Source organism: Streptomyces sp. NBC_01217 (genome assembly GCF_035994185.1).
Lineage (GTDB): Bacteria > Actinomycetota > Actinomycetes > Streptomycetales > Streptomycetaceae > Streptomyces.
The window spans coordinates 8,350,381-8,369,919 of record NZ_CP108538.1 but is presented as its reverse complement, the minus strand read 5'-3'; the positions used below and the strand labels follow the sequence as shown (position 1 = coordinate 8,369,919).

The following is a 19,539-nucleotide window of genomic DNA, read 5'->3' as shown; positions in this document are numbered from 1 at the left end:
AGGGAGTTTCCCCATGCCCAGTTCCGACAAGCCGACCGTCGTCCTCGTGCACGGCGCCTTCGCCGACGCCTCCAGCTACGCCCAGGTCATCCCCCGGCTGATCGCCCGCGGCCTGAACGTGGTCGCCCCGGCCGTGCCCAACCGCAGCCTGATAGGGGACGCCGCCTACGTCGCCTCCATCGTCCGGCAGATACCCGGTCCGGTCGTCCTGGTGGGCCACTCCTACGGTGGCGCCGTCATCACGGTCGCCGGCACCGAGGACAACGTCAAGGCACTGGTCTACCTGGCCGGTTACGCCTTGGAGAAGGGCGAGAGCCTCGGCGAACTGCAGGGCCGCTTCCCGGACAGCGACCTCGCCGCCGCACTCGTCTACACCCCCTTCCCGATCGAGGGCTCGACCACTCCCGGCACCGACGTCTCGGTTCAGATCGACAAGTTCCCGTCCATCTTCGCCGCCGACATCGATCCGCGTCTCGCCGCCGTCCTCGCCGTATCCCAGCGCCCGCTGGCCGCACAGGCCTTCGCCGACGCTGCCCCGGCCGCGGCCTGGAAGACCAAGCCGTCCTGGGGCCTGGTCGCCTCGTCCGACCACACCATCAACCCCGACGTGGAGCGCTACGGCTACCAGCGGGCCGGCATGACCACCGTCGAGGTCGACTCCTCCCACCTGGTGATGCTCGCCCACCCCGAGCGCGTCGTCGACCTGATCGAGGAAGCCGTACGGGCCACCTCCGACTGACCCCACGCGCACCAGCTCGCGCCCGTCCGACCGGCCGTCACACCACGACCGCCTCCCCCTTCACAGAGAGCGAACGATGAACCCACCGATCTCACGCCGCACCGTCACCGTGTCCCTCCTGGCCGGCGCAGCCGCCCTGGGGACCGCCGGTGTCGCGCGGGCCGCGCAATCGGCGACGGCCGACCGTCCGGCCGAACGGCACGGGCGCCCTGCCGCACCCACCATCGTCCTGATCCACGGCGCGTTCGCCGACTCCTCCAGCTGGAGCGCGGTCGTCGAACGCCTGCAGCGACAGGGCCACCGTGTACTGGCCCCGGCCCTGCCACTGCGCGGACTGGCAAGCGACTCCGCCTACATTCGCAGCGTTCTGGACAGCGTCACCGGACCGATCGTGCTGGTGGGGCACTCCTACGGCGGAGCGGTCATCAGCCATGCCGCGGCCGACGCCCCGCAGGTCAAGGCGCTGGTCTACATAGCCGCCTTCGTTCCCGACATCGGGGAGAGCGCGCTCCAGCTCACCGACAAGTTCCCCGGCAGCACCCTGGGACAGGCCACCGCCACCCAGTACTACCCGTTGCCCGACGGCGGACAGGGGGAGGAACTGGTCATCAAGAAGGACCTGTTCCGCAAGCAGTTCGCGGCCGGTGTCCCCCGACCGACCGCCCAGGTCATGGCCGCGGGACAGCGTCCGATCACCCTGGCAGCTCTCCAGGAGCCGGCCACCGCGGCCGCGTGGAAGAGGATCCCCAGCTGGTACCTCGTGGCCACCGAGGACCGCAACATCCCGCCGACCGCCGAGCGCTGGATGGCCGAGCGCGCCCGCGCCCACACGGTCACTGTCCGCGCCCCGCACGCAGCCGCCGTGAGCGATCCCGGCCCTGTCACCGACCTGATCCTGCGGGCGGTCCGTTCCGTCCGCTCCGACGACTGACCAGACGCATTTCTCGCCCGCGTCGGCGACCTTCCGCAAGAGGACATGGTGCCGGGACCGTGGCCCTCCGGCCGCGGTCCCCCATCGCTTCCTCACGGCCGGCCTCACCCGGCGAAGCGCCGCACGCGATGACGACCGAACACCTCGTAATGGAACGGAGAGCCGTATGGCACTGCTCGATCCGGAACCGGGAAAGCTGCGCCCGCGGCAGGCCCAGGGCCCAGATACCGACCGGGCGCCCGACGAACGGGCGTCGGGTACTCCCGATGCCCTGCGGGAGGACCTGGTCCGCCTGCTGGGCTGCTGAAAAGTGCTGCACACGGCCCAGGGCAACGACATCCTGGCCGACGCGCGCCGCCACTGGACCGGCGTCGAGGTGCTCGACGGCGGGAACGAGGCGGGTGACGGATCCGGTGGCGAGCCAGGGGGTGGTGAAGGGCTGGGTGGCCTTGAGGCAGCCGTTGACATAGAGGCGGATCTGCTCCGAAGAACGCGACGCGCCGGTCGGAGACCTTCAAGCTCTCGACGGACCCCTACTTCGTCGGCAAGGTCCACGACGTCGTGGGCCTGTATGTGGACCCGCCCGAGCGGGCGACCCACGACTGCGTCCGCGCCGGCACCACCACACTGTTCGCCGCCCTCGAAGTCGCCACCGGCAAAGTGATCGGCTCCCTGCACCGCAGGCATCGGGCGGAGGGGTTCAAGAAGTTCCTGATCAAGCTCGACAAAGAAGTGCCCGCCGATCTGGATATCCACCTGATCTGCGGCAACTACGCCGCCCACAAGACCTCTGCGATCAAGAAGTGGCTGTCGGCCCACCCCCCGGTTCCATCTGCACTTCACACCGACCGGCTCGTCCTGGCTGAACCTCGTCGAGCGCTCCCGTTCTCGCCTGCCGGAGCAGCTCGGACCACAGGAAGCCGGACCCGCCAACGATCAGAATTGTCATGTACGTAGCCGTAGCCCCGCGGGCCCCACGCTGACGGTGGTCACCCGGTGTGCGGGTGACCACCGTCATCGTCCGGCCGGACGGGCGGGAAGCGACTACGTCTGCGGCTGCCAGACGTAGCGGACGTCGGGCTCGCGCTCGTGGTTGCGCTGACCGTCGGTGCGCTCGACCTCGGTGAAGCCGTGCCGTTGGTAGAAGCGCCGGGCCGGGCCATTGACCTGGAACGTCCACAGCGACAGGCCGTCCGGCTGCTGCTGCTTGGCCAGGGACACGAACCGGTCGCCGAGGCCCTGTCAGCGCCATTCCGGTTCGAGGTAGAGCTGCTTCAGTTCCTCGCCCTTGAGCACCAGGAGCCCCACCACGCTGTTCCCGGTCACGGCCACCCAGGTCTCGTACTGCGGGCGCCGGTTGAGTCCTCGCCTCACCAGGATGCGGTGGACGGTCGCGGGCGCGAGTGTGACGCCGTGCAGCCGCTGCAGGTCGGCGGCGAGCCGGGCCGGCCCGTGCTTGGTCTGCCGCCGCAGCACCTCCACCAGGTCAGCGATGCCTTCGGGGGTACGGGCGGGGCTGGTGGCGGGGCGGCCGATGTCCTTTGCTGGTGGCGCTCCTGGACTCGGCGGCCGCGTTCACCGGGAGCTCCGGGATCTCGGGGCTCCCGCGTGAGCGGCTTTGCGTGGCGTCAGCGTGCGAACTTTTCGATGGCCGTTGGGGTGACGGGGGTGAAGAAGTTCACGAGGTTGCCGTCGGGGTCACGGAACAGCAGCGACCGGTTGCCCCAGGGCATCGTCGTGGGCTCGGTGACGAAGTCGGTGACGAAGCCCGTCAGGTTCTGGTGAACGCGGTCCACGTCGTCGACGAGGAACTCGGTGATCACGCTGTGGTTGTCCGCCGGGCGGGCAGAGCCCGGGGCGAACAGCGGGACGGTGCGGGTGCCGGCGATCGCGAGGGTGGCGCCCACAGTCTTGAGTTCGGCGAAGTCTTCGGTGGCCCACGTCGCCCGCGCCCCTGTGGCTCGCTCGTAGAACTCGACGAGGCGCGCTACGTCGCTGGTGATGATGCGGATCGAGACGAAGTCCATGGGGATCTCCTTGGCCGTGCTGGAAGCGTGCACTGCGCAGGCTAGGAGAAATAGTGGACAGAATCGGTCCTGTATTCGCGTTAGGTTGTACACATGCCTCGACCCACTGCCCGCGTGCTGACACTCCTGGAGCTGCTGCAGTCGGGCGGCACCCGGACGGTGGCCGAACTAGCCGACCGGCTCGGCGTCGAAGGGCGCACCGTGCGGCGGTATGTGGACCAGCTGATCGACCTGGATGTGCCCGTGGAATCGGTGCGCGGCCGCTACGGCGGGTACCGGCTCGCCCCCGGGTACCGCTTGCCTCCGCTCATGCTCAGCGACGACGAGGCGCTGGCCGTGCTGCTCGGCCTGGTCGCCGGCCGCCGAGCAGGGCTGACGACGACGCAGCACACAGCAAGCGAGACGGCATCGGCGAAGATCCGGCGGGTGCTGCCCAAGCACATCGCCCGTCGGCTCGACACACTTCTGGAGGCTCTCGCCTTCACGGACCAGCCCGGCGAGTTCGACACCCCGGACGCTGGGGTCCTGCTCACCATCGCCGATGCGGTGCGCCACCGCCGACCGGTCTCGATCCGCTACACCGACCGCGACGGGCGGCGCAGCGAACGCACACTGCACGCGTACGGGATCGTCGCCCATTCGGGCCGGTGGTACGTCACGGGCAAGGACGCCCGGATCGGCGAGGACCGAACCTTCCGGCTCGATCGCATCGTGGACGCGCGGACCCTGCCCGGCTCGTTCGAAGCACCCGTGGGGCCCGGTCCTGCACAGCGTGTGTTGTCAGGGTTCGCCACGGCCGAGTACCGGCATCAGGTGACCTTGCGGATCCACGGGACAGTTGAGCAGATCCGCGCCCACCTTCCCGTCAGCGTCGCGAGCCTGGAGGAGTACGCGCCCGTGGCGGGCGAGGACCGGGCGACCGAGCGCTGGATGCGCGTCGAGCTGCGGGCGGAGAGGCTCGATTGGTTGCCTCCGGTACTCGCCTCACTCGACCGGCCGTTCGTCATCGAGCGCCCGGATGAACTGCGAGAACTCGTCATCGCGCTCGCCGGTCGCCTCGCGTCCTACGCCCGCCAGGCCTGACCGCGAGGAACCAGTGTCATGAGATGGCACATCTAGGCGGAACCGCTCGACAACGGCTCTGACACGTTCCGCAGTGATGCCCGTGTGTGCGGCGATATCGTCGATTGCAACCGTGGCCTGGTCGGCATCGGGCTCGGACATCGACATCGGGCTGGTCCTGGCGAGCTCCATCAGCCGATTGTCCGCGTGTTCCTTCGCCATCGCGTCGTGCACGGCGTCGCCCATCGCGTTGAGGGCGGCCAGCGCGTCGGTCCCGTCGAATCCGAGCTGCTTCTGCAATGCCGCGCAGACGTCCGGGTTGCCGTCGAGGAGCATCAGGTTCGTCGTCTCGACCATCTCTGGGTAGGAAGAATTTGCGTATCCACACCTCGGCGCCTCGAACGAGCAAGGACACAAGAGCAGGGTCGTCCGTCGGATCTACGGTGGTGAAGGACCGCAGCTGTGAGAGGTGGCGAACCCTGTCGAGTCCGTCCTTTGCCTCGGAGACGAAGTGGCTCAACTCTTGATCCTCGGCTCCGGGGCCCCCAGCCGTCACCGGACCCGCAGCGAGAGCAACCAGGGCCAAAAGCTCCAGGTACGCGGCCCCGGCCTCTGCGGTAACAGGTATTACGCCGTCGGGCGCCCGCCCGCCGAAGGGCCTTCCCCCAAGGCGCTCTCAGCCGCCTCCACACCTCGGCCACCCGCAGCACGACGCAGGCATGACCGGACGCTCCTCAAAACCCAAGAGTCCGCAGCTCAGCCCACACGCCCACGGGGTTTCAGGGGCATGTTGGGCAGCACAGGAGCCGGGATGGGCGGGCCGTCATAGCCGTGGACAGTTCCGAAGCGATCGCCTGTCATCCAGTCCTCTCTGGCTTCGGCGATGTCTTCGTAGCTCCGGCCGATGAAGTTCCACCACATGACGATCTGTTCCTCGAACGGCGTCCCGCCGAGCAGGACCACCCGAGCGGCGTCATCCGTCTCGTTCACCAGCGTGAGCGTGTCGCTTCCCGTGCCGATGTAGCCCAACTCCGACGGGTGCAGGACTGTTCCGGCGATACGGACGTCCCCGTGGTCGACGAGAAGGCCGTGCTCGAAGCCGGCGTCGACGGCGAGTGTGGTCGTCGAGCGTGGCTCAAGGACGAGTTCGGCACCGAGCAGGGGCGTGAAGGTCCGCACCGGAGAGGTGTCACCTGCCAGCGCCCCCAGGAACACTCTCACTTCGGCTCCGTCCACCCGGACCGGGCTCGGGACGTAGTGCTGGAAGTCACGCCCGGTATGCCGGTGTTCTCCGGGAAGCGCCACCCACAGCTGGACGCCATGGAGGACCGTGGTGCGGGCGGTGGAGACTTCCGTGTGGCTGATGCCGTACCCACCCGTCATGAGGTTCAGCTCACCGGGCCTCACGAACGCATGGCTGCCCATGCTGTCCCGGTGCTCGATCTCCCCGCTGAACAGCCAGCTCACCGTCTGAAGACCCGTGTGCGGATGCGGCGCGACGTCCATACCACCCGTGTCGGTGACGTCGTCGGGGCCGTAGTGGTCGACGAAACACCAGGCCCCGATCAGCGTCCGCGCCCGCTGCGGCAGCGTACGCCGCACCCTCATCGCCCTCGGACCACCCAACGGGACATCCCGCGCGGAGAGGACATCGACCTTCGGCACATACTCACCGTGGCCCGAGACCCCGCGGCCCGGTTCGGCGGGCTCCCTCTCGACGTCGCTCATCGCACGTCCCTCCCAGGGATGATTTCATGTTCAATGATCACGTCTGATGGTAAGCCGACGTCCCATCAAGCAAACGACAGGACGAGCGGGCCCGAGCGTCCCATGAAGGAGTCCAGGTTGAGCGGCACTGTGGCAGGCCCCGTGAGCAGGCGGGTCTTCGTGGACAAGCAGAGTCCGAGTGCCTACCACGCACTGGTCGAGACCTCCAACGCGGTCCGCGCGGTCGCCTCCGACGCGGGGCTGGACCGCACGATCGTGGAGCTGATCAACCTCCGCGTGTCACAGATCAACAACTGCGCCTACTGCCTCAGCCTGCACACCCGGGCCGCGCTGCGTGCGGGCGAGACCACCCAGCGCCTGGGCGTGCTGGCCGCCTGGCGCGACACCGAACTGTTCACGACACAGGAACGTGCGGCGCTCGCCCTGGCGGAGGCGACCACCGAGCCCGCGAACGCTGTCGCACAGGAGAGCGCCTACGACGCAGCCCGCCGAACCCTCACCGACGACGAGATCTCCGCGGTGATCTGGGTGGCGATCACCATCAACGCTTTCAACCGGGTCTCCATCATGAGCAAGCACCCCGTGCGCGGGATCCCCCAGCAGTGATCCGGTTTCTCCCCGGCCGGGCGCCCGCCGAGTCATCGGCCGTACGCAACGGCTTCCACCAACCACGGAAGCCGACCAGGGCGGCCGGGAGGTCGAGGTGATGGCCTCGCGGTTGAACGACAATCGCCGAGCCTGATCAGCAGCGGGTCCGGCACCTGCGATCCGTCGGCCTGATCCATGCCGAATACGCGGCGCAAGGCGTCGCGCTGCCGTGAGGGGAGCCGCTCGACACCGGTGAGTACCGGACGCAACAGCTGGTGCACTCCTGCGAAACCAAGATCCTTCTCGCCTTCGCAGCCTCGTACCCAGAGCACGCGTCGACTGTGGGCCTCGGTCTGCGAGGCGGCCCAGTCCACCAGGGTGCTTTTGCCGCCCCCGGCTCACCGCTCAGCACGAGCACCCTCGGGTCACTCCCGTCCGCGGCGTCGACCAGCTGCCTGATCCGGGACTTTTCGTGATCCCTGCCCAGGGACTGCGGCTCGGCGCCTCGGCGCCGAAGTCCGTGCTGGGACGGCTCCGGACGCCCGGCCGCCGGAGGGAAAGGTGCTGCGCGCCGCGGTCCTGACACTGCAGAGTCATGTCGCGCAGACAAGCCCGGTCCTGCTGACCGTGGACGACATCCAGCACTGTGTCCGTGACTCCATGGGGATCCCCTACTCCGTGACACGACGGTTGACCGACCAGGCTGTGACAGTGCTGTTCGCAGCACGCGGACAGGCTCCACCGGGCGGAGCTCCTACGGATCTCGCTGTCTTGTGTCTCGGGCCGCTGTCCCGGCGGGCGGCGGCCCGATGCGTCTCCCCCTACACAAAGGCACGTTTGCGGGCAGGACGCCGACGGCCGCGACGGGATACGGAATCCACTCGGCCACGGCTCTTTGTGGCGCGGATGCCATGGGGTCATCCCGGCGGACTGCGCCCACACCGGTGGCGTACTCCCCGTCGGTAAGCGCCTCGTGCAGACTCCCGGACGCCTGCACCACCGCGATCACGAAACACAGGTCGAAGAGAAGCTCCAGCGAGGTGGCAGCCCTGTGCGGCTTGCCGAGGTCGCGGCCCGGCTGGTGCGCCACCGCCTGGGCGCCTGGGCCGCGTGGGCGATCGGGGAGCGGCTCAGCGGAGGGCTCCGAGCGCGGCCTCGACCGTCCGGTGGAAGGTGGGATACGTGTAGATCATATGCTGGAGCCGGTCGACGGGTATCTCGGCGTGGACGGCCACGTTCAGCCCGTAGAGCACCTCGCCTCCCGCCGGCCCCGCCGACGTCGCGCCGATCAACACGCCCCGGTCCGCGTCCTCCACAAGCTTGATGAGCCCCTCGTTGCCCGGCCCGTGGATCCAGCCTCGCGTGGAGAAGGCGATGGGCAGCACACTGGTGCGCACCCGCAGCCCCCGCTCACGCGCCTGCCGCTCCGTCAACCCGACGGCCCCGATCTCCGGATCAGTGAAGGTGACGCGGGGCAGCGCCCGGTAGTCGGCGTCGAGGCCGGGCTGTCCGAGGATGTCCCGGACGGCGATCTGCGCCTGGTACATCGACACATGAGTGAAGGCGCCTCGGCCTGTGATGTCGCCGACCGCCCACAGCCCCTCCCCCGCCCGCATCTGCCCGTCCGTGTTCACGGCTCCCGCCGATGGATCCAGCCCCACCGTGTCGACCGCCAGTGCGGCCAGGTCGGCGTAGCGCCCGGTGGCGACCAGAAGCCGTTCGGCACGGAGCGGCTCCCCGTCACCCTCAAGGCGGATGGTGAACTCGGTGCCGTCATGGCTGATATGCCGTGCCCGAGCACCCGTGAGTACGGTGACTCCGTCCGCCCGCAGCACCTCCGCGGCCAGCTCCCCGGCTTCCGGTTCCTCCTGCGACAGCAGCCGGTTCTGCCCCTCGATCACCGTGACCGCACACTTGAAGCGGGCGAAGACCTGGGCGAGTTCGACACCGATGGCGCCCCCGCCGAGCACGACCATCGACTCCGGCAGCTCCTTGGCCGCCATGGCATCCCTGTTGGTCCAGTACGGCGTTCCCTCAAGACCCGGCATCGGGGGGATCCGGGGCCGCGTGCCGGTGGCCAGCACGACACCGCGCCGGGCTTCGAACCTGCGGTCGCCGACCGTCACCCGGCGCGGCCCGGAGAGACGACCCGTCCCCCGGACGAGCCGGCCGCCCTTGGCCGCGAGACGGCCGGCGGCGGCCTGGTCGTTCCAGTCGTCAGTGGCCTCGCCGCGGATACGCCCGGCGACCCTGCCCCAGTCCGGAGTCACGACCGCTTCACCGGCGAGGGCGGACACCCGGCCCGCCTCGGCGAGCAGATTCCCGGCCCGGATCATCATCTTGCTGGGCACGCACCCCCAGTACGGACACTCGCCCCCGACGAGTTCCGCCTCGACCCCCACCACGTCCAGCCCCGCTTCGGCCAGCGTGCCCGCGACGTACTCACCACCCGGCCCCAGCCCGACGACCACCACATCCGCCTGCTCGTTCGCGCTCATGCCTGCCTCTCCTCGTTCCTCGGGCTCCACGGACGTGGGCCGTCCGGCCGAGGCTAGATCGGCCGCCCGAAGGCCCGTGCCCGACAGCGCACGGGGGCTTGCCCGAAAGCGAACGCCTGGCACGGGACACCGCGCACTGTGCACTGGCGGACACCACCGCATGCGCTCGCGGTCAATGCGCCCTGCGTCGGGGCGCCTAGCGTCACTCGGGTACGCACAGCGCGGCACCACAGGAGGCGAACCGTGACCACCAGTACCAAGCCCGTGAGCAGCAGCCAGCCGTGGCTGCACCAAAGGGGCGAGGTGATCCAGGAGTTCGGCACCGTCAAGCAGTTCCCGATCGGCCTGTCCTACGAGGCGCGGATGTACTCCTGCCAGCGCCTGAACAAGGTCCTGGCAGACACTCAGATCCTCTACGGCCTCTACAAGAAGCATCACTGGCTGATGCGCGGCGCGACCTTCTACCAACTGCACCTGGTCCTCGACAAGCACGCGGGGGAGCAGCTGGAAATCGTCGACACCATCGCCGAACGCGTCCAGTCCCTGGGCGGCGTCGCGGTGGGCGACCCCCGGCACGTCGCCGAGATCACATCGATCCCGCGGCCTCCGAACGGCGTGGAGGAAGTGCCGGCGATGCTCTCACGACTGCTGGAAGCCCACGAGACCATCCTCGTCGAGGCCCACGACGCTGCCGCCCGGACCGGTGAGCTGGGTGACGACGGCACCAACGATCTCCTGGTCTCACAGGTGATCAGGACCGGGGAACTGCAGGCCTGGTTCCTGGCCGAGCACCTGGTCGACACCCCGCTCGTCCGCGCCTGAAGGATCCCGCCGGTCCGCGTCCGCAGGTACCGGAGCGCGTGCCTGAAGGAGCATGAGCCGGCCCCCGGACGACGATGTCGTCCGCATACGCCGCAGCAAGGATCGAAGATCGTCGTCTCTGTATTGGACGGAGCGCTGTTTGGTCGGGAGCGGATGATGGATCTGCGGCAGATGGCGGTCGTCGTCGCGGTGGCGGATGCGGGCGGGTTCACGGCGGCGGCAGGGCGACTGCACGTGGTCCAGTCCGCCGTATCCAGCACGGTCCGGGGCCTCGAACGTGAGCTGGGCACGCCGTTGTTCGACCGCACGACGCACCGCGTCGCCCTGACACCGGCCGGCGAGGCGTTCGTCCCCGCCGCACGCGCGGCGCTCCGCGCCGCCGAACTGGCACGGGAGGCGGTCGACGCCGTACAGGGACGGCTGCGCGGGCGGGTGACGGTCGGCACAATGCAGGGGGTCTGGACGGGTCTCCACCACGCCCTGGCCGCGCTGCGGGCGGAGCACCCAGGTGTGGTGGTCCAACTGAGGCAGGCGGCGGTGGCCGACATCCGACAGGCACTGCGTGAGGGCACGGTGGATCTGGCCGTGGTGGCGCTCGACCGCCAACAGCAGCGAGGACTGACGACCCGGCTGCTGTCCCGCGAGGAGATGGTGCTGGTTGCGTCGTCCCGGCGGGTCATCGCCGGGACGACACCGAACGGCGAGGTCCGACTCGCCGACGTCGCCCGGTTGCCGGTAGTGGACTTCACACCCGGCTGGGCCATCCGCTACGCGGTCGATCGGGCCTTCCGTGCCGCAGGCGTCGACCGCAGCACGGCATTCGAGGTGAACGACATCGTCGCGGCAGCCGAACTGGTCCGCAACGACTTGGGCATCTGCATCATGCCCAAGTCGATCGCAGCCCGCTTCCCCGATCTGCCCCAGTACCGGTTCGACCGGCACGCGCCGAACTGGAAGATCATGGTGGTAAGACCTCCCGGCGAGGCACCCCCGGCAGTCGCCGCGCTGCTGCGGCACATCACCTGACGGCGAGGCGACTCACGACCGCGTCGACGGCCATCGCACCAAGAGCCGGGCCCGAGGTCAGCCGGGCCCGCTGGGCGCCAGCACCATCCCGCGGTCGCGGCGTATCACCGCTGCAGCCCCGGACAAGCTGGTTTCCCGGGCACGGGGCGTAGGCAGGCGGTCCGCCCGGCTCCGAATTGGCCGAGTGAGTCGCAAGCACGGTCCCCGTGGCGACGACCTGCGGGTGCGCGGTGCGGGACCAAGGGGCTCACGCACATTGCCGAGGCTCGGTGACCGCCGTGCGGCGGAAGAGAAGACTGGGCTCCACTGCGGTCCTGCGCGACGCGACCCACTGGGACGACGCGGTCACCAAGCTCGGTTACGAGCACGTGCGTCGGCATGACCCCCTGGCACGGGACTGACCTGGTTTGCCGACGCCGGAGTCCAAGTGCACGTCCTGCGCCGCCTCGCCGGCCACGGATCGCTGACCATCGCCCAGCGCTACCTCCACCCGGACGTACAGTCGCCGGAGCAGCCCTCTCCGCGCACCTCGTTCCCTGCCGGCCCGATCGTCATGACTCGCTGACGCCGGTCCCCAACCGGTCCCCGAGAATGGCCGAGGGCCGGTTTCGGATTTCTCCGAAACCGGCCCTGACCTGCGACTGTCTCCAGTCGGGACGACAGGATTTGAACCTGCGACCCCTTGACCCCCAGTCAAGTGCGCTACCAAGCTGCGCCACGTCCCGATGCGATTCCCCCCGGTGTTCCCGGGCGGTTGCGCAGGACAAACATTACCTCACTCCGAAGACCGGATCGACGCTCGTCCCTGGTGGGCGCGGTGTGCCAGGGATTCGGCGCCGCATGCCGTGGCCAGTTTGTGGGCTCTGGCGAGTTCGCGCGGGGAGCGGATCGCGATGCCGTAGTCGACGAGGGCCAGGGCGTGTTCGTACGCGGACGGGGAGGCCTCCAGGTGGCGGACCGCCTCGGCCAGCAGATGGGTGGCGTCCTCGGGGCGGGCGAAGACGGCGACGCAGCGCAGGGCCTCGCCGATCGCCGAGTCCGTGCCGAAGCGCTCGGCGTGCACCCGGGCCGAGGTGGCGAGTTGCGCGGCGCGGCCCGGGTCCTCCTCGGCCAGGGCGCGGGCGAGATCGCCGGCCCAGGGACCCCATACGCCGTTGTACCTGCCGCGGGGTTCGAGTGCCTGACCGGCCGCTTCCAGTTCGCTGATCGCTTCCTTCGTACGGCCTTCGGCCAGCAGCAGCCGACCGCGCACGCACGGTGCGTCGGGCAGCACCATCGCACTGGGGTAGGGCGCACCGAAGTCGTAGCGGTCGGCGATCTCGCGGGCCTCGGTGACACGGCCGCGGGCGACCAGGGTGTCGATGAGCAGACAGGCCGCGTCCCAGTGGACAGGCAGTCCGCTGCCGACACGGTCGGCCAGACGCAGCCCTTCGCGGAGGAAGCCCTCGGCCTCCGCCAGCCGGCCGCGACGGCGGTGGACCAGACCGAGCAGGGTGTGCGCGAACGCGAGGTGCGCCCCGCTCCAGCCGGAGATCTCGAAGGCGCGGACGGCCTCGCCGAAGAGTTCCTCGGCCCGGTCGAGCTGATCGGTGAAGGCGTAGGTGATACCGACGAGGGTCGGGAGTTCGAAGCCCCACTCGGTATCGGTCCAGCCGAGTCCGCGGGCGGGGCGGCCGTCGACCAGGGCGCGTTCACAGAGGTCGACGACGAGCTGGGCGTTCTCGCCGCGCATCATGGCGTCGAAGGCGCGGATGGTGAGCAGGGCACGCTCGGCGTTGTCGCGGCCGGTCAGATGGTCGGCGTTCCTGGCGAGCCGGCCGGAGCGGGCGGGTCCGTCGTCCTCGGAGGCCTGCATGCCCTCCCAGAGGAAGTGGGCGGCCTGGAGCCGCATCAGGCCGGGCCCGGGGGCGGTGCGTGCGGCCTCGGCGGCAAGCGCGCTCGCCGCCTCCGTCAGCTGGTTGTTGTGGGAGTGCGCGGCCGCGAGCCGGTAGGTGGCGTCGACCCGTTGGTCGTCATCGAGTCCGGGCATGTCGAGGGCGTCGCGCAGGTGCTGGACGGTGGTGGCGGGCGAGCTGAGCAGTGTGGCGCAGCCCAGTTCGTACAGCAGGGTGGCCTTCACGCGTTGGCTCGGTGGCTCTTCCAGGGCGCGTTCGAGGCAGCGGCGGGCGGCCTCCGGGGCGCCGACCGCGAGGTGCTGCTTGGCTGCTTCACGGAGCTGCCCGACGAGTTCCTGGTCGTTGTCCGGGTGCACTTCGAGGAGGTGGCGGGAGGCCGCCGCGGGGCCGAGTCCCGCACGGGTGATCGCCCAGGCGGCCCGGCCGTGGAAAGCGGTGCGCGTGGCCGGCGGGATGGAGCGGTACACCGCGGTGGCGATCAGCGGGTGGACGAACTCCAGCGGGTCGAAGCCGGTGACGATACGGGCCTCGCGCAGCCGCGCCGTGCAGTCGGCGGCCTCGGCGGGACTCATTCCGGCGAGAGTGGCCGCGAGTTCCTGCGAGATGTCCGTGCCGAGCACAGCTGCGGCCCAGGCGAACCGGTTGGCGTTGGTGCCGAGCCGTTCGAGCCGGGCGACGAGTCCGCTGCCGCGGGCCGACGCGCCGAGTTCGCGCAGCAGCCCGGCCGACTCCTCCAGGGGTGCCAGTTCACGGTCCTGGACCTTGGCGACGAGTTCGACCGCCTCGTAGGGGTTGCCACCGGTGACGGCCCACACCTCGCGGCAGAACGGGTCGTCGGCGTGCTCGCCGAGGGCCGCGCGGACCAGTTCGGCGGTGGCGTCCGGGGTCAGGGCGCGCAGCGCGACCCGCACCTGGGAGGGGTGGGCGCCGCCCGGTTCGTTCTCCTGCTGCCGCGCCGCGAGTTCTTCCGGCCGGTGGGCCTGGACGACCAGGACGGGCAGTTCGCCGAGGCGGGCGGTGAACGAGGCGAGCCAGGCGAGGGATTCGCCGTCCGCCCAGTGGGCGTCGTCGATGACGAGCAGCAGCGGACGATGGCTCAGCCGGGACGCGAGCCGGGAGACGACCCAGTCCAGGCCGTCCCGCACACCTTGCGGATCGGGCTGGGGGCCGCTGGGTTCGGCGAGTCCGAGTGCGGGCGCGGCGGCCTCGTACCAGGCCCCGAAGAGGGTCCGTACCTCGTCGGGCGGGAACTGGTCGAGGGCGGGCTGCAGCAGTTGGCGTACGACGTGGAACGGCACGGACGTGACGGTTTCGCCGCCGCGTGCGGACCAGACCGTGCAGCGGTCGGCGGCCATCTTCTGGATCTCGGCGAGCAGCGCTGTCTTGCCGATGCCCGCCTCGCCGCTGAAGATCAGCAGCCCGCCGGCTGCCTGGGCGCCGCACAGGGCGTCCACGGCTTGTGCGGCAGCGGCGAGTTCCGGTTCGCGCTCGTACAGCGGCCGAGACTGCTTCATCCCTACCCTCCCCAAAAGTGGTGCGGATGACAGTCGACATTAGTCGTGCGTGGGGGTCCGCGGACAGTGGTTCGGGCAGTTCGCCGCAGGTGCGGGGCACAATCGAGGGGTGGACGAGACTCGCAGGGACCGCGACGCCGAGGGCCGGGCGCGCAATGCGCGCCCGCGTGACGGGCTGGGACGCCCCCTGCCCTACGGGACACCGGGAGTGGAGCGGCAGCCCGAGGGTGTGGTCCGTACCCCCGAGGAGACCGTGCGCGATGCGCAGCGGCTGCTGGACGCGGGGATGCCGTTCCATGCGCACGAGGTGTTCGAGGACGCGTGGAAGTCGGGGCCGGTGGCGGAGCGGGAGTTGTGGCGCGCTCTCGCGCAGCTGGCCGTGGGGCTGACGCATGCGGCGCGGGGCAATGCGACGGGCGGGGCCCGGCTGTTGCGGCGGGGCGCGGTGGCTCTCGCTGAGTTCGGTGACGCCCGGCCTCACGGAATCGCGGTCGGCGGACTGGTCGGCTGGGCCGAGGAACTGGCGGGGCGGGTGGAAGCGCAGGAGGGGCAGGAGGCGCCGGTGGAGCCCGTCGACGCGGCCGACGAGGCACCGCGTCTGCGGCCCGGGGGCGGTGGGGCGTAGGGCATGGGGCAGACTCGGTGCGGTGAGAAAGATCTATGTCATCGGTATCGGGGCGGGCGACCCCGACCATCTGACCCTGCAGGCCGTCAAGGCGCTGAACCGCGCGGACGCGTTCTTCATCCTCGACAAGGGTGAGGAGAAGTCCGATCTGACCGGGCTGCGGCGGGACATCCTCGATGCGCATGTACGCAACACCGCGTACCGGCTCGTCGAGGCACGGGATCCGGAGCGGGATCGCGCGACGTCGGACTATTCACCGGCGGTCGACGACTGGCGCGGGCGCCGCGCGGATCTGTACGAGCAATTCATCGCGCAGGAGCTCGGCGAGGACGAGTGCGGGGCGTTCCTGGTGTGGGGCGATCCCGCGCTGTACGACTCCACGCTCGGGATCCTCGAAGAGATTCTCGACCGGGGTTCGGTCTCCTTCGACCACGAGGTGGTCCCGGGGGTGAGCAGTGTGTCCGCGCTGCTGGCCAAGCACCGCACGGGGCTGAACCGGGTGGCGCGGCCGGTGCAGATCACGACGGGCCGCAGGCTGGCCGAGGGCTGGCCCGAGGGGGTCGACGACGTGGTGGTGATGCTCGACGCGCGGCAGGCGTTCACCCGCCATCTCGACCAGGACCTCCACATCTACTGGGGCGCGTACGTGGGTACCGAGGACGAGATCCTGGTCTCCGGCCGCCTCGCCGAGGTATCGGACCGGATCGAGGAACTGCGGGCCGCGGCGCGCGCCCGCAAGGGCTGGATCATGGATACGTATCTGCTCCGTCGCGGCTGAGGCACGACGGGTACGCCGTTCGCACCCGGGCGGTGGCGCAGGCGGCCCGGTCCGGACGGCCGGAGCGGTGAACAGGGCGGCTCGCAGCCATTACGATCCGCCTTCATGAGCACTTCTGACCAGGACCAGGCCGTGGACACCGCGATAGCCGCCGCCGAGACCGCTCCGGAGACGGATGCCGAGGCCGCTTCCGAAGCCGCCTCCGAGGCCGTTGCGAAGAACGCCCCGGAGACGGATGCCAAGGCTGTTTCCGAAGCCGCTTCCGAGGCCGTTGCGAAGGACGTTGCGAAGACGGATGCCGAGGCTGTTCGCGAGCCCGCTCCCGAGGCGGTCCCCGAGACCGATCCCGAGGCCGGCAAGCGCAAGCTGACGCCACGTCAGGCAAGACGGCTGCGCATCGTTCTCTCGTCGGTCGGCATGGCGGCGATGGCGGTCGTTCTCGCGCTCCGGATCGCCAGCCGGTCGTCCGTGCTGGTGGTCGGGGTGTACGGACTCGCGCTGATCCTGTGCGGAATCGTGATCGAGCTCAGCAGGAACGGCCGCACCCGGCTCGGCAGTTGGCTGCTGGCCGTCGGCCTGCTGGCGGCGATCGGTTCGGACTGGCTGCTGATTCCCTGACGCACGCTCAGCGCACCGCGATCCGCACGGTCGTGCCGCGCGGATCGGCCCGGTCGAGCCAGTCGGCACGCAGATGGAACGGACGGCCCGGTACGGCGGGCAGCAGCAGTCGCTGCCGGTGGAGCACACGGCTGTCCTGGCGGACGACGAGCAGCGGCGCATTCAGTCTGCGGGTGGTGCGCAGGATGAATCGGCCGTGGAGCGGGAAGTCGGTTCCGGGACCGATGAGGTTCGGTGCGATCCACTGCAGCGGGGAATCGACGGCGACGCGCGGCCGGTCCGCGGGCCAGGGCTCCGCCGCCAGGTGGCGCAGTACGGGCGCGGCGACGGCCCGTCCCTCGGCGGCCGCGATCGCGGCGCTCTCCACACCGTGCAGCAGATTGCCGGCGGCGAAGACCCCGGTCTCGGTCGTGCGGTACGAGGCGTCGTACGCGGGGCCGCGGGTGCCGGGGTCCAGGGCGACCGCGCCACGCCGGGCCAGTTCGTGGTCGGGGATCCAGTCGCCGGTGAAGACGACGGTGTCGCAGCGCAGGGTCGTGGTCCGGCCGTCGTGATGCCGCAGCGCCACTCCGGTGAGCCGTTCCCGGCCGGTCAGGGCGGTGACGGTGGCGCGGGTGAGGAGCGGGGTGCGGTCCCGGGGCCCGATCAGCGCGGTGAACCGCGAGGGCGGCTGGTCGGTGACCATGGCGACGACGTCCAGGCCTGCGGTGCGCAGGGTGTCGGCCGCGGCACGGCTGACGGGTTCGTTACCGATGACGACCGCGCGGGTGCCGATCCGCTGCCGGTGGAGGTGGACGGCCTGCTGGAGTTCGCCGGTGGTGTAGACGCCGGGCGGTCGGGTGCCGGGGACGAGGCGGGCGCTGCGGGGACGTTCGCGGGCGCCGGTGGCGAGGACGACCGCGCGGGCGGTGATCCGTTCGAGGCCCGTAGGTGCGGTGGTGTCGAAGGTCAGCGGTCCGGACCGGCCGGTGACGGTGACGCCGACACGCAGGACGGCTCCGGCCCGTTCGGCCGCGGCGACGCATTCCTCGGCGTACGCGGGTCCGCTGAGCCCTCCCCTGCCGCCGCGGGCGCCGAACCCGCCGTGGAAGCAGTGGCGCGGGATACCGCCCGCGGTCTGCTCGCGCTCCAGGATCTCGACCCGGCCCGCACCGGACGCGGCGAGTTCGGTCCCGGCGCCGAGACCGGCCGGTCCTCCCCCGACGACCAGGACGTCGACCGTGCGCTCGCGCCGGGTCATGACCGGGCCTCCTCGAACATGGCGCGGACCGCGGCCCCGCAGTAGAACCCCTGACAGCGCCCGTTGCCGACCCTGGTCCTGCGTCGCAGGCCGTCTCGGGAGAGCGGCGGGATCGTGCCGCTCAGCGCGTCCCTGATCTCGCCCGCGGAGACCCGTTCGCAGTGGCAGACGAGCGTGCCGTAGGCGGGGTCCCCGGCGATCAGTTCGGCGTCCTGATACGGGCGGGGGAATGCCTCGCCGAGGTTGGGCAGGGTGACGGGCGGCAGTTCGCACGGCGTACCGAGATCGAGGCCCGAGGCACTGAGCAGTTCGGTGACGTGGGCGGCGATGGCCATGGATGCGGTGAGCCCGGTGGAGCGGATGCCGCCGACGGTGATGTAGCGCCGGTCCGGGTGGTCCTGGATGCGGTAGTCCTCCTGCCCGGTGGCGGCGCGCAGTCCGGCGTAGACGGCCGTGACCTCCTCGTCGAGCAGTCCGGGCAGGATGCGGCGGCCCATTTCGCGCAGCAGGGCGATGCCGTCCGCGGTCGATCCGGTGGCGGCCTTGTCGTCGAGTTCCTCGGCGGTGGGGCCGAGCAGCACGTTGCCGAAGACGGTGGGTGCGACCAGGACGCCCTTGCCGGCGGCGGTGGGCACGGGGAGCAGGATGTGGCCGACGAGATCGCGGGCGAGCTTGTCGAAGACGATGAGCTGGCCGCGGCGCGGGGTGACGGTGAGGTCGTCGTTGCCGAGTTCCCGGTCGAGCTCGTCGGCGTGCAGTCCGGCGGCGTTGATCAGATGGCGGGTGCGAAGTGTCCCGCGGGTGGTGGTGAGGGTATGGACGTCGGCGCCGCTTTCGACGTGCTGCACACGGCAGTTGAGGTGCAGATGGACTCCGGCCCGCACGGCCTGGGTGGCGTAGGCGAGCGGGGTCGTCCAGGGGCAGATGATGCTTTCGTCGGGGATTTCGAGTGCGCCGAGGGCGCCCGGTCCCAGATGGGGCTCGCGGGCCCGTAGTTCGTCGGCGCCCAGGAGGCGTGCCGCGTGGTATTCGTTGCGTTCGGCCTTCGCCAACAGGGTCGGCAGGGCGGCCAGTTGTTCCTCGTCCCAGGCGACGAGAAGGGCACCGACGCGTTCGACGGGGATGCCGGCCTCGGCGGCGTACGCACGCAGTCGATGCTGTCCCTCGCGTACGAGCCGGGCTTCCAGCGAGCCGGGTACGGCATCGAAACCGGTGTGCAGGATGGCGGTGTTGGCCTTCGATGTGCCGTTGCCGATGTCGTCCGAGGCGTCGACGAGGGCGGTGCGCAGCCGGTAGCGGGCCAGTTCGCGGGCGATGGCGGCGCCGACCACGCCCGCGCCGACGACCGTGATGTCATAGACGGGCGAGCCCGGCGGGCCGGCTGTCGGGTCTCCGGCCGTCAGGTCCCCGGCCGTGGTGATCGTGGGGTTCATCGCGTGACTCTCGTA

Annotated in this window: 18 protein-coding genes, 1 tRNA gene and 2 pseudogenes; 12 read left to right on the top strand and 9 right to left on the bottom strand. The window is 70.4% G+C overall.

Annotation, left to right across the window (positions count from 1 at the left end; all coding sequences use genetic code 11):
• The first annotated feature begins 13 nt into the window (after positions 1-13).
• The 4 genes and pseudogenes from OG507_RS37340 to OG507_RS37325 form a co-directional block, all read left to right on the top strand.
• The gene (locus OG507_RS37340) at positions 14-739 is read left to right on the top strand and encodes an alpha/beta fold hydrolase (RefSeq protein WP_327371527.1); all 726 of its coding nucleotides are present in this window, start codon (positions 14-16) and stop codon (positions 737-739) included.
• Positions 740-815: 76 nt separating this feature from the next.
• A complete protein-coding gene (locus tag OG507_RS37335; RefSeq protein ID WP_327371526.1) occupies positions 816-1,670 on the top strand; it encodes an alpha/beta fold hydrolase in 855 nt (284 codons plus the stop codon).
• A gap of 166 nt (positions 1,671-1,836) precedes the next feature.
• Positions 1,837-1,977 (top strand): hypothetical protein, encoded by a 141-nt coding sequence (locus OG507_RS37330; protein ID WP_327371525.1) that lies wholly within the window; start codon positions 1,837-1,839, stop codon positions 1,975-1,977.
• 194 nt (positions 1,978-2,171) lie between these two features.
• Positions 2,172-2,550: pseudogene (locus OG507_RS37325) on the top strand (transposase); the annotation flags it as partial.
• A 164-nt stretch (positions 2,551-2,714) separates the two neighbouring features.
• Here the strand turns inward: OG507_RS37325 and OG507_RS37320 are convergent.
• A pseudogene (locus OG507_RS37320) lies at positions 2,715-3,020 on the bottom strand (GNAT family N-acetyltransferase); the annotation flags it as partial.
• 278 nt (positions 3,021-3,298) lie between these two features.
• Positions 3,299-3,697 carry a VOC family protein gene (locus OG507_RS37315; RefSeq protein ID WP_327371524.1) on the bottom strand — a complete coding sequence of 133 codons (399 nt, stop codon included), beginning with the start codon at positions 3,695-3,697 and terminating at the stop codon, positions 3,299-3,301.
• Between the two features lie 93 nt (positions 3,698-3,790).
• On the opposite strand from OG507_RS37315, the gene OG507_RS37310 reads away from it, so the two are divergent.
• Complete coding sequence (locus OG507_RS37310) at positions 3,791-4,780, top strand: helix-turn-helix transcriptional regulator (protein ID WP_327371523.1); 990 nt, start codon at positions 3,791-3,793, stop codon at positions 4,778-4,780.
• On the opposite strand, the gene OG507_RS37305 is transcribed toward OG507_RS37310, so the two are convergent.
• Together OG507_RS37305 and OG507_RS37300 are read right to left on the bottom strand one after the other, a co-directional pair.
• Positions 4,682-5,095: a hypothetical protein gene (locus tag OG507_RS37305; RefSeq protein WP_327371522.1), complete on the bottom strand. Its 414-nt coding sequence runs from the start codon at positions 5,093-5,095 to the stop codon at positions 4,682-4,684. The genes OG507_RS37310 and OG507_RS37305 overlap by 99 nt on opposite strands.
• A gap of 420 nt (positions 5,096-5,515) precedes the next feature.
• Positions 5,516-6,487 carry a pirin family protein gene (locus OG507_RS37300; RefSeq protein WP_442811075.1) on the bottom strand — a complete coding sequence of 324 codons (972 nt, stop codon included), beginning with the start codon at positions 6,485-6,487 and terminating at the stop codon, positions 5,516-5,518.
• 117 nt (positions 6,488-6,604) lie between these two features.
• Between OG507_RS37300 and OG507_RS37295 the strand changes: the two genes are divergently transcribed.
• A complete protein-coding gene (locus OG507_RS37295) occupies positions 6,605-7,093 on the top strand; it encodes a carboxymuconolactone decarboxylase family protein (protein ID WP_327371521.1) in 489 nt (162 codons plus the stop codon).
• Positions 7,094-8,205: 1,112 nt separating this feature from the next.
• Here OG507_RS37295 and OG507_RS37290 read toward each other — a convergent pair.
• A complete protein-coding gene (locus OG507_RS37290) occupies positions 8,206-9,573 on the bottom strand; it encodes a dihydrolipoyl dehydrogenase family protein (RefSeq protein WP_327371520.1) in 1,368 nt (455 codons plus the stop codon).
• 243 nt (positions 9,574-9,816) lie between these two features.
• Between OG507_RS37290 and OG507_RS37285 the strand changes: the two genes are divergently transcribed.
• The 3 genes from OG507_RS37285 to OG507_RS37275 all read left to right on the top strand — a co-directional run bounded on the left by OG507_RS37285 (position 9,817) and on the right by OG507_RS37275 (position 11,822).
• The gene (locus OG507_RS37285; protein ID WP_327371519.1) at positions 9,817-10,395 is read left to right on the top strand and encodes a Dps family protein; all 579 of its coding nucleotides are present in this window, start codon (positions 9,817-9,819) and stop codon (positions 10,393-10,395) included.
• Positions 10,396-10,548: 153 nt separating this feature from the next.
• Positions 10,549-11,421, top strand: coding sequence for a LysR family transcriptional regulator (locus OG507_RS37280; RefSeq protein ID WP_327371518.1), 873 nt, complete (start codon positions 10,549-10,551; stop codon positions 11,419-11,421).
• Positions 11,422-11,699: 278 nt separating this feature from the next.
• Complete coding sequence (locus OG507_RS37275) at positions 11,700-11,822, top strand: hypothetical protein (protein WP_327371517.1); 123 nt, start codon at positions 11,700-11,702, stop codon at positions 11,820-11,822.
• Between the two features lie 250 nt (positions 11,823-12,072).
• Here the strand turns inward: OG507_RS37275 and OG507_RS37270 are convergent.
• Together OG507_RS37270 and OG507_RS37265 are read right to left on the bottom strand one after the other, a co-directional pair.
• Positions 12,073-12,146: transfer RNA gene (locus tag OG507_RS37270), tRNA-Pro, on the bottom strand.
• A 50-nt stretch (positions 12,147-12,196) separates the two neighbouring features.
• A complete protein-coding gene (locus OG507_RS37265) occupies positions 12,197-14,830 on the bottom strand; it encodes an ATP-binding protein (RefSeq protein WP_327371516.1) in 2,634 nt (877 codons plus the stop codon).
• Positions 14,831-14,939: 109 nt separating this feature from the next.
• Between OG507_RS37265 and OG507_RS37260 the strand changes: the two genes are divergently transcribed.
• The 3 genes from OG507_RS37260 to OG507_RS37250 all read left to right on the top strand — a co-directional run bounded on the left by OG507_RS37260 (position 14,940) and on the right by OG507_RS37250 (position 16,851).
• Positions 14,940-15,455, top strand: a complete 516-nt coding sequence (locus OG507_RS37260) for a DUF309 domain-containing protein (protein WP_327371515.1) — start codon at positions 14,940-14,942, stop codon at positions 15,453-15,455.
• A 22-nt stretch (positions 15,456-15,477) separates the two neighbouring features.
• Positions 15,478-16,233, top strand: coding sequence for a precorrin-6A synthase (deacetylating) (gene cobF, locus OG507_RS37255; RefSeq protein WP_327371514.1), 756 nt, complete (start codon positions 15,478-15,480; stop codon positions 16,231-16,233).
• A 105-nt stretch (positions 16,234-16,338) separates the two neighbouring features.
• On the top strand, positions 16,339-16,851 hold the full coding sequence (locus OG507_RS37250) for a hypothetical protein (RefSeq protein ID WP_327371513.1): 513 nt from the start codon (positions 16,339-16,341) through the stop codon (positions 16,849-16,851).
• Positions 16,852-16,858: 7 nt separating this feature from the next.
• Here OG507_RS37250 and OG507_RS37245 read toward each other — a convergent pair whose 3' ends face one another.
• Both OG507_RS37245 and OG507_RS37240 read right to left on the bottom strand, forming a co-directional pair.
• A complete protein-coding gene (locus tag OG507_RS37245) occupies positions 16,859-18,091 on the bottom strand; it encodes an FAD-dependent oxidoreductase (protein ID WP_327371512.1) in 1,233 nt (410 codons plus the stop codon).
• On the bottom strand, positions 18,088-19,524 hold the full coding sequence (locus OG507_RS37240) for an NAD(P)/FAD-dependent oxidoreductase (RefSeq protein ID WP_327371511.1): 1,437 nt from the start codon (positions 19,522-19,524) through the stop codon (positions 18,088-18,090). Before OG507_RS37240 ends, OG507_RS37245 begins: the two co-directional genes overlap by 4 nt.
• Positions 19,525-19,539: the final 15 nt, after the last annotated feature.